The organism is Parasphingopyxis sp. (assembly GCF_028279465.1).
GTDB lineage: Bacteria > Pseudomonadota > Alphaproteobacteria > Sphingomonadales > Sphingomonadaceae > Parasphingopyxis.
Window position 1 is genome coordinate 25601 of sequence record NZ_JANQNS010000018.1, and the last position, 19351, is coordinate 44951.

Annotated in this window: 17 protein-coding genes; 8 read left to right on the top strand and 9 right to left on the bottom strand. The window is 59.5% G+C overall.

What is annotated here, in order from left to right:
• Positions 1-69: 69 nt before the first annotated feature.
• The 3 genes from Q0974_RS14365 to Q0974_RS14375 all read left to right on the top strand — a co-directional run bounded on the left by Q0974_RS14365 (position 70) and on the right by Q0974_RS14375 (position 1845).
• Positions 70-891, top strand: coding sequence for an alpha/beta hydrolase (locus Q0974_RS14365; protein ID WP_299329068.1), 822 nt, complete (start codon positions 70-72; stop codon positions 889-891).
• An 86-nt stretch (positions 892-977) separates the two neighbouring features.
• Positions 978-1538, top strand: a complete 561-nt coding sequence (locus Q0974_RS14370) for a TetR/AcrR family transcriptional regulator (protein WP_299329069.1) — start codon at positions 978-980, stop codon at positions 1536-1538.
• 160 nt (positions 1539-1698) lie between these two features.
• Positions 1699-1845: a hypothetical protein gene (locus Q0974_RS14375; protein ID WP_299329070.1), complete on the top strand. Its 147-nt coding sequence runs from the start codon at positions 1699-1701 to the stop codon at positions 1843-1845.
• A gap of 74 nt (positions 1846-1919) precedes the next feature.
• On the opposite strand, the gene Q0974_RS14380 is transcribed toward Q0974_RS14375, so the two are convergent.
• Together Q0974_RS14380 and Q0974_RS14385 are read right to left on the bottom strand one after the other, a co-directional pair.
• Entirely contained in the window at positions 1920-4154 is a 2235-nt protein-coding gene (locus Q0974_RS14380) for a TonB-dependent receptor (RefSeq protein WP_299329072.1), read from the bottom strand.
• A gap of 131 nt (positions 4155-4285) precedes the next feature.
• The gene (locus Q0974_RS14385) at positions 4286-5230 is read right to left on the bottom strand and encodes an SDR family NAD(P)-dependent oxidoreductase (protein WP_299329073.1); all 945 of its coding nucleotides are present in this window, start codon (positions 5228-5230) and stop codon (positions 4286-4288) included.
• A gap of 2 nt (positions 5231-5232) precedes the next feature.
• On the opposite strand from Q0974_RS14385, the gene Q0974_RS14390 reads away from it, so the two are divergent.
• On the top strand, positions 5233-5808 hold the full coding sequence (locus Q0974_RS14390; RefSeq protein ID WP_299329075.1) for a TetR/AcrR family transcriptional regulator: 576 nt from the start codon (positions 5233-5235) through the stop codon (positions 5806-5808).
• A gap of 72 nt (positions 5809-5880) precedes the next feature.
• Here Q0974_RS14390 and Q0974_RS14395 read toward each other — a convergent pair whose 3' ends face one another.
• The 4 genes from Q0974_RS14395 to Q0974_RS14410 all read right to left on the bottom strand — a co-directional run bounded on the left by Q0974_RS14395 (position 5881) and on the right by Q0974_RS14410 (position 11589).
• Positions 5881-7140 (bottom strand): DUF1501 domain-containing protein, encoded by a 1260-nt coding sequence (locus Q0974_RS14395; protein WP_299329077.1) that lies wholly within the window; start codon positions 7138-7140, stop codon positions 5881-5883.
• Between the two features lie 3 nt (positions 7141-7143).
• Positions 7144-8508, bottom strand: coding sequence for a DUF1800 domain-containing protein (locus Q0974_RS14400; protein WP_299329079.1), 1365 nt, complete (start codon positions 8506-8508; stop codon positions 7144-7146).
• 127 nt (positions 8509-8635) lie between these two features.
• Positions 8636-9940 carry a ferritin-like domain-containing protein gene (locus Q0974_RS14405; protein ID WP_299329081.1) on the bottom strand — a complete coding sequence of 435 codons (1305 nt, stop codon included), beginning with the start codon at positions 9938-9940 and terminating at the stop codon, positions 8636-8638.
• Positions 9941-10059: 119 nt separating this feature from the next.
• On the bottom strand, positions 10060-11589 hold the full coding sequence (locus Q0974_RS14410; protein ID WP_299329083.1) for an AMP-binding protein: 1530 nt from the start codon (positions 11587-11589) through the stop codon (positions 10060-10062).
• A 167-nt stretch (positions 11590-11756) separates the two neighbouring features.
• On the opposite strand from Q0974_RS14410, the gene Q0974_RS14415 reads away from it, so the two are divergent.
• On the top strand, positions 11757-13442 hold the full coding sequence (locus tag Q0974_RS14415; RefSeq protein ID WP_299329084.1) for a carboxylesterase family protein: 1686 nt from the start codon (positions 11757-11759) through the stop codon (positions 13440-13442).
• 21 nt (positions 13443-13463) lie between these two features.
• On the opposite strand, the gene Q0974_RS14420 is transcribed toward Q0974_RS14415, so the two are convergent.
• Both Q0974_RS14420 and Q0974_RS14425 read right to left on the bottom strand, forming a co-directional pair.
• A complete protein-coding gene (locus tag Q0974_RS14420) occupies positions 13464-14606 on the bottom strand; it encodes a thiolase family protein (RefSeq protein WP_299329085.1) in 1143 nt (380 codons plus the stop codon).
• Positions 14599-14946 (bottom strand): zinc ribbon domain-containing protein, encoded by a 348-nt coding sequence (locus Q0974_RS14425; protein WP_299329087.1) that lies wholly within the window; start codon positions 14944-14946, stop codon positions 14599-14601. The genes Q0974_RS14420 and Q0974_RS14425 overlap by 8 nt, the downstream gene beginning before the upstream one ends.
• Positions 14947-15176: 230 nt before the next feature.
• Between Q0974_RS14425 and Q0974_RS14430 the strand changes: the two genes are divergently transcribed.
• From Q0974_RS14430 to Q0974_RS14440, 3 genes are all read left to right on the top strand, one after another.
• Positions 15177-16478, top strand: coding sequence for an MFS transporter (locus Q0974_RS14430; protein WP_299329089.1), 1302 nt, complete (start codon positions 15177-15179; stop codon positions 16476-16478).
• Positions 16479-16562: 84 nt separating this feature from the next.
• Positions 16563-17606, top strand: coding sequence for a TauD/TfdA family dioxygenase (locus Q0974_RS14435; protein WP_299329091.1), 1044 nt, complete (start codon positions 16563-16565; stop codon positions 17604-17606).
• Between the two features lie 13 nt (positions 17607-17619).
• Positions 17620-18018: an EF-hand domain-containing protein gene (locus Q0974_RS14440; RefSeq protein WP_299329092.1), complete on the top strand. Its 399-nt coding sequence runs from the start codon at positions 17620-17622 to the stop codon at positions 18016-18018.
• 64 nt (positions 18019-18082) lie between these two features.
• Here Q0974_RS14440 and Q0974_RS14445 read toward each other — a convergent pair whose 3' ends face one another.
• Complete coding sequence (locus Q0974_RS14445; protein WP_299329093.1) at positions 18083-19147, bottom strand: hypothetical protein; 1065 nt, start codon at positions 19145-19147, stop codon at positions 18083-18085.
• Between the last annotated feature and the right edge of the window lie 204 nt (positions 19148-19351).

The following is a 19351-nucleotide window of genomic DNA, read 5'->3' on the forward strand; positions in this document are numbered from 1 at the left end:
CGGCTGCCCCCCCTTCACTATATACGTATACGTATATAGATGTAACCGGTCACAGGCAAGGAGAAGGGCATGACCAGCGCAGAAATCAAATTGACGGAAGAAACTGGCAATCCGGTGCTGGCCCTTGTTCGGATGGCGGCACCCGAGATGGGTCTGTGGGAGCGTGCGGCGACGTTACTCGAACGCGATTTCCGGCTCGCTTTTGTAGAGCTGGCACCCGCGGTCCTGCTTGATCCCGCTGAAGCAGACCCGCTCGCGCGCTATGCGGACGACCTTTGCGCCTCGCTCGCCGAGAGGGGTATCGACCAGTTCCATCTTTATGGCTGGACCGGCGGCGCCCAAGTGGCGCTCAAATGCGCGCTTCGCCATGCCGGAGCGGTGCGGACCGTTGTGTCGACAGGCGGGCTTTTCGAACCCGCACAATCGCCGATGATGACGCTCGCCGCCGATGTCGTGCGGCTCGTCCTGCGGGAGGCTTCGCTCGAATTTTATACGCGGTACTGGATCGCTTCGGGCCTCACTCCTGATTTTTACGACCGCAATACCGAACTGATCGACACCCTTGTTCGCCGGCGGCTTGAGGCAGACGAGGGTCGCCTCGACGGAGAGCGAGTCATCCATTGGATCGACGCACAACTCGCGACGACCATTGCACGCGAGGAAGCAAATCGGATCGGCTGCCCGGTGCTGCTGCTCGAACCCGGTTTCGGTGTCTGGCCGCCGCTCAGCGTTGCCCACAACCTTGCAGCTGAATTACCCGATGCCGAACTGGCTGTTGTAGAGGGGCTCGGCGCAATGATGCTATTCGAAGATCCCGACGCAGCTCTTGCTCCAGCCTTCGATTTCTGGCGCCGAAATGATGCGACCGGCGTCCGGGACGCAAACCCATAGCTGGCATGGATCGGGCTATGCGCCTATAAAACAGCGCCATGCCCAAGACCAGGCTACGTGGTGAACCGCCTAAAAAACGCCAGCGCATGCTGCGCGAGGATCGCTACGCACAGCTCATAGAGGTTGCCAGCCGGATCGTTGTTGAAGACGGGATTGGGGCACTGACGATGGAAGGACTTGCAACCAAAGCCAAAATTTCCAAGCCGGTCGTGTATAGCCATTTCGTCGATCGCAACGACTTACTAGGCCAGCTCATTCAGGCTTATTGGCGCGAACACGACGCCTATGTGCCGAGCGAGCCCGAACCAGGAGAGAATATCGCGGACTTCACCCGACGATCGACCGACGCCCATTTCGAGTTCGTCACCAGTCGCAGTCATCCGATCCGGCAACTGATCCGCCGTTCGTTCGACGATCCGGCAATCGCCCATATCGTCGCACAGCGCGAAAACGAGGTGGTCGCACAGTTGGCCACCTTCGCCGTTGAGCATGGTGGGCTGAACGAAACCGAGGCCCAGGCGGCGGCAACGGTATCGCTTGGAGCACTACGGGCGGCATCGGTCGCCGCCGCCGCGGACCCGGCCCGTACCGAGACACTCAAAGCCGCTTACATTGCAGTGAGCGACCGGCTGCTAAGGCTCAACTGACTTTAGCATGGTCTCGTACCACTCGAGGGCCCGGGCACCTGACCAAGCACAGGGGCAATCAGGAAGATAGCTCGGTCGGTTAAGCAATCGCCTGCCTCTTCAATCTTGCTCAATATACGGTAACGTATATATTGATGGCACTTGGTTTGGATTGCAGAATATGAATATTCCGAAACGGCCGGTCAGCGATGAAGCGGCGTGGCATGTTCGCGATCTGGAAGAGTACCGCTACTGGATGGTGGAGGTCGGTCCAGCCGTCGCTGAAACTGGCGTACAGCGGTTGGCAGACGATGATAGCGATATCTAGGACGGCCCAAGCGTGGGGTTCGATTTTGGTGCGCTTAACGTCGCGCGGCAAGGCCAGACCGCGCGACGTGCCGGTTAATAGTCGAAGCGGATTTCGAGCCCGAAGGTACGCGGCCGGTTCAGGAAGAAGGTGCTGACCCCGCCCAGTTGCAGGTCTTCGGTGATATAGATCTGGTTGAACACGTTGCGGACGAACGCTGTGGCGCGCCAGTTGTCGCCGCGAAGGCCGGCCGTCAGATCAAGTATCTCAAAATCATCAAACTCTTGCGTATTGCCGGGATTTTCGAACCCTCCCCCATCGGCGGAGAAGTTCGCGTTCAAGAAAAGCCGTGGGCCGTTATCGCTAAGTGGCACCGAATAGTTGGCGCTGACGGTGAAAGAATAGTCGCGCGTCCGCGGCAACCGGTTTCCGGCCTGCGGACCATCCTGCATCTTGCCATAGGTGAAGGCATAGCCGACGTTGAAACCAAGGCGACCGTTGCCGACATTCCAGGCCGTCCTGATCGCCGCTTCACCACCCACTGTCCAGGCATCGCCGACATTGGTGATTGAGACAGTCGGCGTGCCGGTGTCGGGATCAAGGATCGTGGACTGGGCCTGGAAATTGCTGTGATCTGTATAGAAGGCCGCGATCTCATAGCGGATACGCCGATCAAGAAACTCTCCTTTAGCGCCGACTTCATAGGCCCGCAAAGTCTCAGCGCCGAATACACCCGCTTCCGACGGCGAGCGCTGATCGAAGCCGCCCGGTCTGAAACCGGTCGCGAACCGCCCGTAGAAAAGGTGGCCGGCATGAGTGTTGTAGGACAGCGTCACCACCGGACTGATCTCGTCGTCGATAACGGTTCCCCGTGGACGATCTACGAGCACATTTTCGAAGAAGAACGGAATCCGTGTGATGTCGACCCGCAATATAGACCCATCGGTCTCGTTGCGTGTCCACCGCGCTTCGCCCGTCAGGTTCAAATTAGGCGTGATATCCCAGCCGAGCGAACCGAAAGCCGAGTAGGATTCCGCCTCGAAGCGCGACCGGCGGATCGAGTTACGCAAAAAACTGTCGGCCGGGTTGTTAAGCACGATCTCATCCTGAAAAACGTCCGACGAGATCTGGTAATCGGCACCTATCAGCCATTGGATCGGCCCATCATCTGCCGAAGAGAGGATCAACTCGGCACCGGACTTCGAATAATCGGTGGCACGCGAAAAGGTCGACGTGGTGAGGCCAAAGGGCAGGAAGCTGCTCGGAAAGGCCGCGTCGGCATCGGTCAAAGAGAAGAAATCGCGCGCAAGATGCAGGCCGACCAGACTAAGCGTCGCGAAATCAAAATCATATTCGCCCTCGAGAATTACAGTCGTCTGCTCGACATGCGTCCCCTGTCCGATATCGTCGATATTGCGTTTGCCGTCGAACCGGCTGGTATCGCCGCGCGCTGGCACGAAAGAGGTAAAATCATAGGATGGCGTATCCTGATCGAGATGCTCGATCGTGGCAACGAACTGGAACCGGTCGCTCGGCTCCATTAAGATCGAACCGCGGATTCCCAGATATTCCGCCTGATCCACGGCGCGGCCGTCCAGAGGGCTGCCGGGATCGTCGACGCGATACAGGCCGCCTTGCACGTCCTCGTAGAAACCGCCAACACGGATCGCCATGCTGTCTTCGACCAGCGGTACGTTGACGATGGCCTCGAAGAGCCGTGCGTCCTGTTCGACTTCATAGCGGGCACGGCCACGCATCTCGAACCGATGCCTGGGCCGCGTTGACACTATATTGACGGCGCCGCCCGCAGCATTGCGGCCGAACAGCGCGCCCTGCGGCCCGCGCAACACCTCGAAACGCTCGAAGTCGAAATAGTCGAGACGGGTCAGGCGGCGGCCGAATACGCCGCCGGCAATGAATATGCCGTTGCGATACAGCCCGGTGGCGGACGGAGATACCTCTATCCGGCCCACGCCAGCACCGCGAATGACGATGTCGTCCTGAAACTCACCCGCGCTGGTGACATAGGCAACGCCGGGTATTTGCCGCAGCACCTCGCTCAACTCGTCTGCTTGGGCAGCGAACAGATCGTCGTTGGTGACCGCAAAGGCCGATACCGGCACATCCGACAGCCGTTCTTCGCGGCGCCGTGCAGTCACGACGATATCGGGCACCTCTGCCGAAACGGCTTCTTGATTGGCACGCGTACGGGTCTCGTCCTGCGAATTGCTTTCTGCGTCCGCCTGGTCATCAGCTTGTGCGGCAACGGGACTCGTCAGAACCGTCGCTGCCAGCAACCCTGTGCCCAATAGGTATTTGAAACCTGTCATTCCCCCTCTCCTCCCCTGTGCCGGACATTTCCTTTTTCAGGAATTTCTCACTGCGGCAGCAATAACCATAATATACGTAGGCGTAGATTATCAAGCAAAAAATGCCCGCCGGTGTCAATTACCTGCTCCGGCTAAACCCCGGAGGCAGACAAGCCGCCGTCGATCACCAGCGTCTGACCGGTGATGAAGCTGGCTGCATCGGACGCCAGAAAGGTCACCGCACCGGCAATGTCGGCGGGCTCGCCCAAACGTCCCAGCGGGGTCGCCGCCAACATCGGCGCCGCGCGCTGGCGGTCATCCCACATCGGGCGAGCGAATTCGGTTTTCACGACCCCTGGAGCAATGGCGTTGGCGCGAATATTATGTTCGCCCAGCTCGACTGCGAGGTGCTGGACCAGCGAGATATCCGCAGCTTTGGAAAGGCCATAAGGGCCGAGGTCGCGAAAGCCGAACAGGCCTGCTAAACTGCTAATCAGGATGATGACACCGTCGCGCTGCGCCTTCATGGCCGGCACACATAGCTTGGCAAGCGTCAGGGCGCTTGCAACATTATTGTCCATCATCTTGCGAAAGGCCTCGGCATTGAAATCGAGCAGCGAACCGAAATGGCTGTTGCTGGCAGCATTGCATATGAGGATGTCTATCGTACCGAATTCCCGCTCAACCTGCTGGACGAGCAGTTCGAGCGACGGCTCGTCACCGATATCGGCGGTCGCAGCCATCGCATGCCCGCCATCTTCGCGGATCGACCGGGCAACCGATTCGCAGGTATCGACGTTGCGCCCGCTGATCACGGTCCGTGCCCCAGCCTCGGCCATCGACACCGCGATGGCCTGTCCTATGCCCCGGCTCGAACCAGTTACGAGTGCGGTCTTTCCGTCGAGGCAAAAAACCGCCATCAGCGTTTTCCGAACCGTATAGCTGATCGCCCAAAGCGATATGGCGACATCATTGGTTGACGTGCCTGTGTCGCTGAACCACAGTAAAGGATCAAAGGGGCTGAGGCGTCGAAACCTCGGATGATATGGCAGCCACGAAGCAGAACGATATCCGGAAACGATCGCGGACTCGCCCACGCATGGCGCGCGAGAAACGTCGCGATCAGCTTATGCGCGCCGCCAACACCATACTCATACGTGAGGGCGCCAAGGGTTTGACCATGGAGCGGCTGGCCGAAGCCGCTTCGATCAGCAAGCCTGTAGTCTATAGTCATTTCGGCAATCGCAGCGAGCTTCTCGTCGCTCTTTTCGAACAATATTGGGCGACAATGGATCGGAAAATCCCACAAGAGCCTGACAACGGAGAGAGTTTCGAGGAATATACGAAACGGTCAACAGGAATGTATTTTTCGCTGGTGCTGTCCAACGACACCCCGCTTCGCGAGATGATGCACAAGATCACCGAGGATCCCCTAGTCGATGAAAAGCTACAACAGCGTGAAAAAGCAGTCGTTGATCGCTCGGCCGATCTGATAACGAAATTCTACGATATCGATCGCGAGGACGCCGAATATATCGGCTATATCTATCGAGCGTCACTGGAAGCAGCAGCGTCATATCTGATCAAACACCCCGAGAAAGAAGCATTCGTCCGATCGATGCAGATGGAGATGGCGATCTCGTTGCTGCAGGGTATTCAGAACAAGCCTTCCTAAACAAAGCGCGGCTATCGGCCTGGTCGTTGTGGCCGATTGCCTGGCACATCACGCACGATGACGGCATGTGCTTTAAACTCGCACCAGATCCCGCATAGGCCTGACGTCAGCGCTGTTCGGGAAGACATGCTGATTGATATCGGCGATGGGCAACCCGATATGCTCTGCCAGCACCGCCTTGAAGATTGAGTTGGTGTTGGTGGTCGGCGCCAGATCGCGTCCTTCATACTGATTGGTGACCGAGAGGCCCGGCCAGTCCGCAAGCACACGGCCGCCTTCAATCGCACCACCGAACATCAACGCGACGCCGCCCGTCCCGTGGTCGGTGCCCGCACTGCCATTGATATGTACGGTCCGCCCAAACTCTGTTGCCGCAACGATCACGGTATCGCTCCACGCGTCACCAAGACCTTCCCGCATTCCGAGCATTGCCGATGCGAACACTTCGAGATTGGCGGAAAGACGGCCACGGAACGCACCTTGCTGGGAATGTGTGTCCCAACCGCCCATCTCGAACGTCGCGATACGCGCGCCATCCGGCGCCGCCATCAACCGACCGCCGGCATGAGCCAGACTACTGATTACCTCGGAATTGGGTGTATTCGCGTTCATCATCATACCAGACATCGCGTCACCGCTGCCGATCGCCGTTTCCGCCATTTCTGCCGCGATGAGCCCTTCGTCGAGCGGCGCGGATAGCAGCGGATCTTCGCTGTACATACGCTCCACACGTTCGAAGAAGTCCTTGCCCGGATCGGGGTTAGTCGGCGGCGCCCAAGAAGCAACGCGCACATCGCCGCGCATCGCGAGCGGCGTGTTCAGACCCATGACTAGGCCGTTGCGCCGACCGTCCGGCTGTTCCATCATGCCCAGTGCCCGGTTGAGCCAGCCGGTATGGAGACCGCGTACACGGCCTGAACCGTTTTCAAGCAAGTCCTGGCCGTCAAAGTGTGACCGGTCCCGATAATCGGATGCAACGGCATGGACAGCCATCATCGAGCCTTCGTCATACCAGGCCTTGAGCGGTTCGAGAGCTGGCTGGAGTCCGAAAAAGCCGTCAAGGTCGATCGGGCCGCCACGCTCCGCTGGGTCCGGCATGGCCAAACCGCCATCATAGAATTCATCGAGATTGGGCGGGCCGCCGCGGGCCTCCTGATAATCGGGGTCGGCATAAGGTACGATGACGCCAAGTCCGTCCATCCCGCCGCGCAGGATGACGAAGATGAAGCGCTTTTCCGTCGGTGCGGCGGCGAATGCGAAGTTCATAGGCAGGCCGGCCAGCAGAGCCGTTGCTGCCACGCCCTTGACCAGTGATCTGCGGTTGGTGTGCATCACTTATCTCCTTTGGAACTCGGGGCTGACGAGTAGCAACGCAATGCCCTCGGCCCGGTCGGCAGCGCGAGCGATTTCGCTGAGCGAACTCACCGAGGCCAGCGGCCCGATAGTCTGTTCGGCAAGCGCGCGCGGATCGGGGGGGCTCGCCATGCGATAGGCGAATTCATGCGCCCAGCTTATTCGCCGCACCGTCGCCTCGGGTGCGATCCACGCATCGGCCGTATCTTTCCAGCCGTCCGGACCGGGCTGGCGAAAGGCCGGCTGGTTCAGCGAAGTCAACGCGTCGAAGGCGATGCTTGTATAGTCATCGCGAATCTCGTCCTCGGCCCCGGTGGCCCGGAACGCCGCGATCACGAAATCGTTGGGCGGCCTGATTTTCACATTCTCGCGATCCCAGGCCTCGTCGAGCCCAACGACCGCCTGCGCAAGCCGCCGTAGATCACCACCCGTTTCGACGAAAACGGCCTTCAGTTGCTCGACCGCCGAACGCGGCGGATCGTCAGACACAAAATGCTGAGCGAGCTTGAACGAGACGAATTCCACCGTCGACGGATGTCGGGCGAGATCACGTAATGCCTCTTCGCCAGCTGCAGGCGAACCGATCGTTTGCTCATATGTCTTGCCGAGCAGTTCGATCTCTCCGGGCTCCTGCGCGTCGGCAAGCACCCTGAACTCTCCCGGCCGCGCGTCGGTCGGTGTGCCGACGCCCCAGCCGCTGATCAACATCGCCAGCGCGCGGACATCTCTCTGGGTATAGCCGCCCTCAACGCCGAGCGTGTGGAGTTCGAGTATCTCGCGCCCAAGATTCTCGTTCAGACCGTATGCGCCGGTTCTGGCGATTGGCGAATTCGGACCGGCGCTGACGATATTATCGAGATAGGTCAGCATGCCAACGCTCTGGCTGACCGCTAACAGCATGTCGGTGAATGAACCATAGATATGCGGCCTGATGGTCTCGTGCTCGTATCCACCGGCGATGTTGACCATCACGGCACGGGTCGCGGCGGCTGTGAAATGATTGGACCAGAAATGAACCCAACGCTCCTCGAAGGGCTTGTCGCTCTGCACCGCTGCATGGGTGCGCAGAAAGGTATCGGTGCGCCGGCGCGGGCCCGATGTTGTCATGAGCAAGTTGCGAACCGCCTCGGGATCCTGCGAGCCATCGGGCCTGTTGCGCACCTCGACATAATCTAACCAGCGCCTACCCTGGGCCGGTGTGGACGCGAGCTCGGTTGGAATATGCGGCTCGCCCGCCACCTGTTCGAGTAACCAGCCTCTCGGGTCTCCCGAGACCGCGCGCAACTCGCCAGGCTGTGCGCCATAGCCGAACCGGTTACAGGCAATCGCCGCCAACACGAGACTCATCGATCCTCTCCTTTCGGCTTCAGCGCGAGCGATCGGCCATTTTCATGACCCCATTTCACGATCGGCTGTCTTTGATATACATATACGTATGCGTAGTGTTGTTGGTCAAGTAAAAAAGCGGAGCCTTCTAGACACTGTCCTCTCCAGCCAAAACGGCGATCTCAGCGATGAGCGAAATGTCGAAATCGGGTGGGAAGAGCAGTTGGTGATCATCGAAATGGCTGATCGATTCGTCGAGAAGACGCCGCAGATATAACAGCGTCGCTTGCCGATTGTCGCCAAGGTTGAACGCCATGCTCAACGGATCAAAGGGTAACCCCGCGCCCCGTTTTGGCATTTCCCTGGCGAGCGACCATAGCGGCCCCTGCATAAGCTGCCGGGAAAGTACGAGTGCGGCCTCGCCCGCCTGCCCGCGATAGGCGAGATCGAGCAGCAAGAGCATTGCCCAGTAGCAAAGGTTTCCTTGCCAGGCGAGATTACGGACATCGGGGTCAGTCAGCGAATTGGGATGGCCGCTATAGGCGGTCGGATTAAACGGGATGCCGGACCGGACCGGATAATCGTCATCGTCCGGCGACAGGTCCCAGACCGTTTTGCGATTACCCAGCAAGCGATGGCGACCGAGAAACAGGTCACGGAAGAAGCCATAATGGTCTTCTTCACCCTCTTCGCGAATATGGGCGATGACCTCGAGCCAGTGCGCAGTATCGGTGAGCGGACTCTCACCGCTCTCATTCATCTCGATTAACAGATCGGCCACAGCAGCGTAGAGGCTGCCGACATGGTTCGGACGCGGATCGCCGTCCAGCGCGCGGATCACGTCTGCGGTGTAGGCGGGATCCGTGCCGCTGCCGTCGTCAAACGCCCCGGGCGGCGCCTCGCAATAGAGATATTTGGCCAGGCTATGCCGACTGAGCGGTTCGAGCATGAACGGAAACGGATATATGTCGACTTCATAGGGAAAGTCCTGGCGGCGAAGGACCGGCGAAGCGCCCAGCGCGACGAGCAGTTCGTTCACGGCCTTGAGATGCTGCATCTCCTGGATGGCGACGCCCAACAGGCTGTGGCTGTCAGGCAAACCGTAACCGAGAATATCCTCATAACCGGGTTTGAGCGAATAGGCTGCATAGATATATTGCAGCATCAGATCATGTTCGATCTCGGCAGCCTCGTTAAGCAGCCGCACCACTTCGAGCAACGGATCGGCGAAGTCGCGGACGATACCCCGCGGAACAACACCGGAATGTTCTAACGAAGATTCGGCATCTTGTGATTCGATGACCGAGCGGGTCACTAATGAGGAGACGGTCGCGGCGCCTGCGGCCACCGCAGTACCACCAGCGGCCAACAGCAGGAGATCTCGTCTCTTGCGGTCCGGCTCTGCAGACCCGACCCTGGGTCGTCCCGGATTACTGCGCGTCTCGTCGGCCATCAGATTCAGATCGGGTCGGTGAGTTGCATGAGAGGCCTGGAGCTATTGGCTGCGAAACACATCCAATACCTACGGCTACGTATATGTCAAGTTTGTGTCCGTATGAAGGTGGCTGAACCTTAGTTCACCTGACGGCTTGCATCACCCCAATGTTCGGCGCGCAACCGCTTCTTGTCGATCTTGCCCACTGCCGTCATCGGCAGGCTGTCGACCCTGACCATGGTTTTCGGCGCATGGACCGCCCCCTTCTCACGGCGGACGAGATCGATGATTTCATTATCGGCAATCTCGGCGCCGTCCTCGACCACGATGACGGCATGGACCATCTCGCCCCAGCGACTGTCCGGAACGCCGATGACCGCTGCCTGACGAACCGCGTGGTGCGATGTCAGGACATCCTCGACCTCGCGTGAATAGACGTTGAAGCCGCCCGATATGATCATGTCCTTCTTGCGGTCGACGATGTAGACATAACCTTCGTCATCCTGCTTCGCGACGTCGCCGGTGCGCAGCCAGCCGCCGCGCAACGCAGCAGCGGTCTCCTCGGACCGCTTCCAATATCCATCCATCACCAGATCGCCTTGCACGCAAATCTCGCCTTCCTCTCCGGCAGGAACGGGATCGCCCTCATCATCGAGCAACGCCAGCCGAGTGCCGATGGTCGGCGTACCGCAGGATCTCAGCAGTTCGGGGCGATCGAGGTCGTGATCCTCTTTTGGCAGCATCGTTACCGTCATTGGCGCTTCGCCCTGGGCATAATGCTGCATGAACACATTGCCGAAACGCTCGATCCCCTCCGCAAGCCGCGCCGGCGAGACAGGAGCGGAACCATAGGCAAAGGTTTCAAGCCCGCTGATATCGCGGTCCTCTGCCTTGAGCGCATCGAGCAAGGCATAGAGCATGGTCGGCACACCGATCAGCATGTTCACGCCATCATTTTCAATCGCGTCGAGAACCGCGCCCGGATCGAACTTCTCGTGCACATGAACGGTGCCACCCCGAATCATCGTCGGGATGACCAGCGCTCCGGCAGCATGGCTGAGCGGAGAGCAGAGCAGGATGCGGATGTTCGCGGGCAGTTGCCATTCGCTGAGCATGGTGGTGACACTGCGGGTCACGGCGCGATGCGAGAGCATGATCCCCTTAGGGGTGCCCGTTGTTCCACCGGAATAGTTGAGCACGGCCAGTTCGTCGGGATGTCTCGTGCCAGCGATAGGCGAGTCCGACTCCTGCCGCGCCTGCTCGACCAGACCCGTCCGCCGGTCGTCTGTTTCGAACGGAACGAAGGCCGCCTCCACGCCAAGCTCGCGCAATTCTTCAGCGCGCTCGGCGAGGCTGGAATGATAAACGACGATCCGCGCTTCAGAATCATCGAGGATAAACGCCTGGTCGGCGGCCGACGCATAGGGGTTCAGCGGCGTATATCGGCCGCCGGCAAACTGCACCGCCGCCGAGATGGCGAAAACTTCCGGCCGGTTGGGGCTGAGGATGGACACGCTATCGCCAGAGCCGAGTCCGATGGTTCGCAAGGCGCGCGCAAAGGCATAGGTCGTCGCGGCAATTTCACCATAGGTTGTCCGCGTCGCCCCGTGAACGAAAGCGACATCGTCCTTCCGGTGCGCGAAAGCGCGCCTCAGAAGTTCTACCATAGAAACACTGGTCCCTGGTCCGTAATCCGCGTTCATCGCCTTGTCCTCTTCTTCGGCCGACGACGTGCTTGCCACATCTATGACGGCACCGCGTCCTGCCCACTTGCATCCGAAGACCTCATTATCTACGGTTACGTAGATTAGCAATAACAGCGGCGGGAACTGATATGGCAAATTCTTTCGACTTGGGACCCGTCCGGACATTTACGATGTTGCGCGCTGGCCGAAAGGCAGCAGCCGTGGTCCTGTTCGGGCTATCGCTGCTTACAGCTGTCGGATTCGGCGTCCTGCACAGCAGCGCATCGGCGGCGATGTCATTCGATCAGCTCGAAACGCGTGATCCTCAGGTTTCGGCTCCGGCCGGTACGTTTCAGGGCTTGAGGCAGGACGGAGTCGATGCGTTTTTGGGCATCCCCTATGCGCGATCACCAGTGGGCTCGCTCCGTTGGCGCACACCCGAAGCGCTGCCGCGGATCGAGACGGTCTATCGGGCCCAGTCATTCGGCGATTCCTGTCCGCAACGCACGATAGTACGATCATTCGCTCCGCCGAACGACATTTCGGAGGATTGCCTCCATCTCAACATATGGCGACCCGCCAATGCCCCGGACGGACCGCTGCCGGTCCTGTTCTGGATCTATGGTGGCGGCTTCTATATCGGCACCTCGGCAACCGAGACCTATGATGGCGCGCGGCTGGCGAGCCGCAACGCGATAGTGGTGACGATCAACTACCGGATCGGCCGGCTTGGCTTCCTCGCGCATCCGGCGCTCAGTGCCGAATCGCCTGATGGCGTATCAGGCAATTATGGCCTGCACGACGTGATAGCGGCTTTGCAGTGGGTTGAAGACAATGTCGCCAGTTTCGGCGGCGACGCAGACAATGTGACGATCTTCGGCCAGTCGGCAGGTGCCGTCATCGTCGGCACGATGATGGCGCTGCCCGAAGCCGACGGGCTGTTCGACAAGGCTTTCATCTTGAGCGGCGGCCCTTCGTTGAGCCTGCGTCACCGAAGCCGTAACGGCGGCCCCGGTTTCGAATCGCTGGAGACGCTCGGCCAGCGCTTCGCACAAGCGCTGGTCGGCGAGGAGGACAGTCCCGATATTCTCGAGCAGATGCGCCGCGCAACACCCGATGAGGTTCTGGAAGCTTCCTTCGCCTCCGGTCGAAATCTGGGCGACGGAACGCGCGACCATCTTGCTATCGACGGAACTCTGATCACCGAAGCGCCGGGACAAGCTTTGCAACAGGGACGGTTTCGCTCCGTGCCATTGCTGATTGGTGCCACCGCCGACGAAGGCACCGCGTTCCTCAATGCGGCGCAGATCGATTCGCCTGCCCGCTACGAAGAGGTCATGCGCAATCTGCTGGGCGACGATGCCGAGACGGCACTACGGCTCTACCCAGCCGGCGTCGACACAGACAGCGCCAAGGCTGCCTATGCGGAATTTCTCACCGACGTGCTCAACTGCCAGATGCGCCTCGTCGCCCGCGCCAATGCCGGGCGCGAACAAAGCACCTTTTTCTACGAATTCGCCCGCGTGCCCGACTATGCCGCCGAGATCGGCATCGACGCCTCGCACGGCGTTGATCTCGGATACTGGTTCGGCAATTTTGCCGAACGCCATCAGCTCAATGCAGATGACCGCCGGGTCAGCGACTTGATGATTGGTTATCTGATTTCCTTCGCCGCCGACGGCGATCCTAACCATGAGGGCGCGCCGCATTGGCCCGGCTTCGTTTCGGCGGACGGCGAACGACACATGGAGTTCGATATCGTTTCCGCGGCGCAACCCTTTCGCCGGCAGGAGCAATGTGACTTCATAAATCCGCGGCTGTTGAACCAGAACTGATCGCGGCAGGGCGGCGGCGTCCTAGCCGGCTTCGAGGACGAAGACCGAACAGACATTGCCGTCAATCTGGAAGTCGCTCGCACCCATATTGTGCGCGGCGCCGAGACGCGCACCTTCCTTCTGACGCGCGCCCGCTTCACCGCGCAGTTGCAATACGATCTCGTTGATCATGGCGAGGCCGCTGGCAGCGAGCGGATGACCGCGAGACAGTAGCCCACCGCTTGTGTTGATTGCAGTCCTGTCGGTCGAGGGGAGTGAATGGCCGGCCTCCACATAGTGGCCCGCCTCCCCTTCGCCGCAGATGCCGAGCGCTTCGGTGTAGAGTATCTCACCGATGCTGAAGGCGTCGTGGACCTCGGCAACGTCAAGGTCCGTTGGCTCGACCCCGGCTTCCTCAAGCGCCATCTGCGCCGAGCGCCGTGCAGTCCCGATCTCGATCGGATGATCGGAATAGACGGCTGTACCCGATTGCAGCTTCGCTCCACGGATCCATACCGGGCGATGATCGCCCTTCCGCACGACCCGCTCCGAGGCCAGGATGACAGCGGACGCGCCGTCCGTCTTCGGACAACATTGGAACAGGGTAAGTGGGTCGGCAATCAGCGCGGAGCCGAGCACCTCCTCCACGCTCGTCGGTTCGCGGAAATGCGCCACTTCGTTATGCTGGGCGACCGTGCGGCTCTTGACGACGACCTGCGCGAGCTGTTCGCGAGTGAGACCATATTCATGCATATGCCGATGCGCCTGCATCGCATACCACATCGGCAGATTCATTCCCGCCGCGAACATCCAGTTTTCCTTGGACACTTCGAGCGGCCCCTTGGGCGCGGGAGAGAGCACTTCCGCGCCCAGCGCGAGCGCCACGTCGCAAAGCCCGGCCTTGATCCAGGCACAGGCCTCGATCATCGCCGAACTGCTCGACGCACAGGCATTCTCGATATTCGTCACGGGCACACCGCCAAAGGCGAAGTCCTTGAGCATACGCTGGCCGGCACCTATCCCGGCGATGGTTTCGCCGCAGAAGATCGCCTCGATCGCTCCAGTTTCCAGCCCGGCATCGTCGAGTGCCTTGGTCACGGCTTCGCGCGCCATGCCGTCATAACCGCGTTCCGACTGACGCGTGAAGCGCGTCATGCCCACACCGATCACCGCTACATTAGTCATCCATCACAAACCTTATGATCCGCCCATCTTCGGTTTCGAGTGGCGTCAATGTCACCGGCACGCCAACAGCTAGCCGCTCAGGATCGAGCGGCTCTATTCGCCCGAAAACGGTAATCCCGTCGAGGAGTTCAACATCGCCAATGGCGAATTGCCGATCGAAGGAGAAAGCCTTGACCTTGCCAGTCTTCGCGAGGACGATCTCGTCCAGCTCGTCATGACCGCAATAACGGCAGATCGCTGTCGGCGGAAACTGCCTGACACCGCACTGTTTGCACTGCGAGCCCAGCAATTGCCCGCCATCATCGGTGAAGAGCTGCTTGCGCTCAAAAAATTCCGGCACGCTATCGACCGATCCGCAGACAGACGCCCGGTACAAAGGCAGAGCTGCCAGCCCGGCCGTGGAGAAGAATATCAGCTTGGGTCGAGAAACGACAATAAGATTGACAGGCCATGCGATTGATATACGAATACGTAGCCGTATATGTCAACGGTGGCGGATGGGAATAAAGCCGATGGGAACAGCCTTACGGCGACCGCGCGAAGACCGCACCGCATGGAGTGCCAGCTAGCATGGCAAGCCGTACCCTTTGGTATCCCTATTACCTGCTCGGTCTGATCTTCCTGATCAACATTCTGAATGTCGCCGACAAGATGATCCTCGGTGTGTTAATCGAGCAGATCAAAGCCGAATTCGGCCTGTCCGATACCCAGCTCGGCTTCCTGTCGGGCTTGGCGTTTGCCGTCGTCTACAGCATTCTAGGCCTTCCGCTCGCGCGGCTTGCAGACCGCTCTAACCGTCGCAACCTGATCTCCGCATGCCTCGGCCTGTGGAGTCTCTCGACGGCACTATGCGGGATGGCGTTGAATTTCCTCCAACTACTCGGCGGGCGGCTTGGCGTAGCGGTCGGCGAGGCCGGTTTCACACCGGCCACCCATTCGCTGATCGCCGACTATTTTCCGCGCACGCGCCGCGGTTTCGCCATGGCCGTCTATTCGCTCGGATCGCCCTTCGGTCAGTTTGCCGCGGTAACGATCGGCGGCATGATCGCCGCGACCTATGGCTGGCGGGTGGCCTTTTTCGCTTTCGGCATTCCGGGCCTGTTGCTCGCATTGCTTTTCCGTTTGTCGGTCAAGGAGCCGAAACGCGGCGCGATCGACGGTCTGACGGCACGCGATGATCCGCCACCGATCGGCGTCGTCGCGCGCACAGTCTGGCAAATGAAAACGTTTCGAAACCTGATGTTCGCAAGCAGTTTACACGCCTTTATACTTTATGGCGTTGGCATCTGGGCAATCCCTTTCTTTCTGCGCAGTCATGACTGGGATCTGGCGACGATCGGATTGTGGTTTGGCAGTCTGACAGCGATCTTTGGCGGGATCGGGGCCTTCGCCGGCGGCGCGCTCGCCGACCGACTCGGGCGCAGCGACATCGCCTGGTATCTGAAACTGCCAGCGTGGAGTATATTTGCCGGGCTGCCACTCGCCATAGCCGGTTTCCTGGTCCCTCAGACGATGCATGCACTCTTGCTCCTCGCCATCGTATCGCTGTTCTGGTCCGCGTGGCAGGCTCCGACCTTCGCGATCATTCAGACTGTTGCGCCGCTACGCATGCGCGCCACCGCCGCCGCAGTGCTGATTTTCACCATCAACCTCGTGGGTTTCGGCCTCGGACCACTCGCTGTTGGTGCTCTGAGCGACCTGATCCAGCCTTTGGCTGGAGAAGACTCGTTGCGCTTCGCATTGTTGGCAACGTTGGCGCTGGCGCCCTTGTCGGTCATCCTTTTCTTTCGTGCGGCGCATGCCTTGGCCAGCGATACCGCTATTCAAGAGCGTGGCGATACCGAAACACGGAATCCTCCGGCGCCAGTTTGACCTTCGCGCGCACGCTATATATACGTATACGTATATTATAGTGACGGCGTCTTCCAAGGCGGAGCGTCGAGCGAGGAGAAACAAATGACAGACTATCCGAAATCGCCGATCACCGACAAGTCGGCCTGGACGGTCTACGATCTGCAAGAAAACAATAGCTGGCAGAAGTCCCTGTCAGCGCGGGCAATAGAGGATCTGGATCGCATCGTCGGCGATCCAACCATCAACTTTGACGACTGGTCGGCACTACGCGACTATGAATGGGACTCCGATGCCGCACTGCCCGACCTGTGCAAGAAGGTACTTGCCGAGGTCGAGGATGGCTTGGGCTTCGTCATATTGTCGGGTTTGCCGGTCGATCGCTATTCGGTTGGCGAATGTGAGCGCGCGCTCACTGCACTCGGATCGTGCATGGGCGATGCGACCAGCCAGAATGCCAACGGCGACATCGTCGGCCATGTAACCGACCTCAATTCGGACTTCGCCGGTGATCCCGACGCACGCGGCTATACCTCCTCACAGGAGTTAATGCCGCATGCCGATGCCTGCGACGTCCTCGCGCTTTTTTGCGTTCGGCAAGCCAAACAGGGTGGCGAAAGCATGCTCGTCAGCTCGATGTCGATCTATAACGAAATCCTGAGCCAGAGACCCGATCTTTTGCCGATTGCCTTTCGCGGCTTCCACCACGACCTAAGACAGGAATCGGTGGTCGAGAATGAAGGGCGGTATTCGCGCGAGAAATGGCCGGTATTCGTTTACGAGCAAGGCTGGCTTTCGGCAGGCTATAACGCCAAGACGATCCGCAACGCGCCGCTGAAAGGGGCGCCGGCGCTGGGCGAGGACGAAATCGCCTTTCTTGACCTGTTCGAAGAGACATCGAAACGCGACGATCTCGAATTAGAAACCACACTCAGGCCGGGAGACATTCTGTTTGCGAATAACCGCACCGTCCTGCATTCGCGCCATGCCTATACCGATTATGACGATGCGGACCGGAAGCGGCTGATGTTGCGACTATGGCTTAATGTCGACGAGCCGAGACCGCTTCCCGAAAGTGTGCTCGGCATCGCACGCGGCGGGGTTCCGGCGACGAAGACGTCATCAACCAAGATACATGCAGCTGAGTGAGACAATGATACATTTGAAACACATCCTCGCCGGCATCGCGCTTGTCACCTTCGCCGAGGACGCTCCGGCGCAGACATCACTGGAGGCCGGCTTCAACGCGCTTGACCAGGATAGCGACGGCAATGTCAGTATCCGCGAATATCTCGGCTATCGCCTCGGCCAGCTCGCCAGGGCCGATGCCGACGGCGATGGCAGCCTGACGGCCGAGGAGTTTCGCGGTACCCAGCGCCAGGGAGCAGCGAACAATGCCGCTGCGGTATTCCGTTCCTTCGACCGCGACGAGGACGGGCTGCTCGGCCGGAACGAGTTTATCCTGTTCAATGCTTATGTATTTCGCACCCATCTCGATCAGGACGAGAATGATGCGCTGACCTTCGAGGAATATCGACAGATTATGCAGCGCCGCCGATAACGGGCATCGACAGAACATAATAAAACACGGCCCGCGCGAATAGGTTCGCATTTCTTGTGGCGCGTCAGCGATTGTCCTCGAGCAAGGTGTGGAGCATCTCCAGCGCGGCTATCGGATGGACGATCGCGTCATACTCGATGATCTCGAAGCCGATGCCAACCTCACCACCACTCGCCACGAGTGCGACGTCTCGGACGGGCGTGTTGCGAGTCAGAAACGGTTCGACACCGCGAGCCGCAAGCACATTCATTGCCTGACGGTAATCGCCAACGCGCACGGAAACTGCGTCGATCCCCTCGCCGGAAAGATCGCCGTTGCGCCGTTCACGAACAAGGCGATTGATCCGCGCATCGGCGCCAGCCGCGCTGATGAACTCAACACCTAGACCATCGACGCTGAGCCGATGGTTATTAGGTCGGTCATGCGGGCCGGAGAAGCTCGATCCCAAAAAACGCTGGAAAAGCGATGTGGCTCCATCAATGTCCGACACATAGATGAGGACATGATCAACCTCGATTGCGCCGATCGAACTGGCCGGCGGATCATAGGCGCCGGGCCCTTCGAGACCCTCGCGCTGGCGCCAAAGCCCGGCGATGTCTGAGTTCGCAACTGGATAGTTCGCCCGGTAGGTGACGAGCGCGACGAGTACGCCATAAGTCGCGCGCGGATCGAAAATAGCAACTTCACGCGTAGTGCCGCTCTCCCTTGCGAGCAGCGGTATATTGTGCGCCGCCATCGCGGTGACTGCACGATCCATATTGGGGACTCTGAACGCCAAGCCAATCGGAGCATGACCGTCACTGTCGATCATCCGGCTCAGCAGGCCGCCATCATCCGCAATCTCGGCCAGTGCGAACCCGCTGCTGTCGATCCGCATATCCGCGATGCCGAGCGGCGTCATTCCAACCGGTACGATTGAGTAGAAACTGGTGCCTAGCAGCTCCGCGAACGCCCCACTCGCTGCGTCGATATCGCGCACCCCGATGATGACGTGATCAATAGCCGATGCCTCGACCGATGGCTCATCCTGGGCCGCAGCCGGACTGGAAGGCCAAGCAAAGACCAGCAACAGCAGCACCGCCACAGCCCTTGTCTTTGCCAATATGTCGGCAAATCGATCGAAGATCATATTCTCTCTCCCTATGCGCCGCGGCGGGCCGATACAGGCGGCCGAGCCTTCGAAATATCACGCAGAGGCGCAATATCCGCCATTTGCAATATCATATAATATACGTATACGTAGATTATCGCTTCAGTGCCGAGATGTCCACAAGACCGAATGCAGCAATGTCATTGCAACAGGCAAACGGCCAAGTCGCGTGCCAAGGAGAAT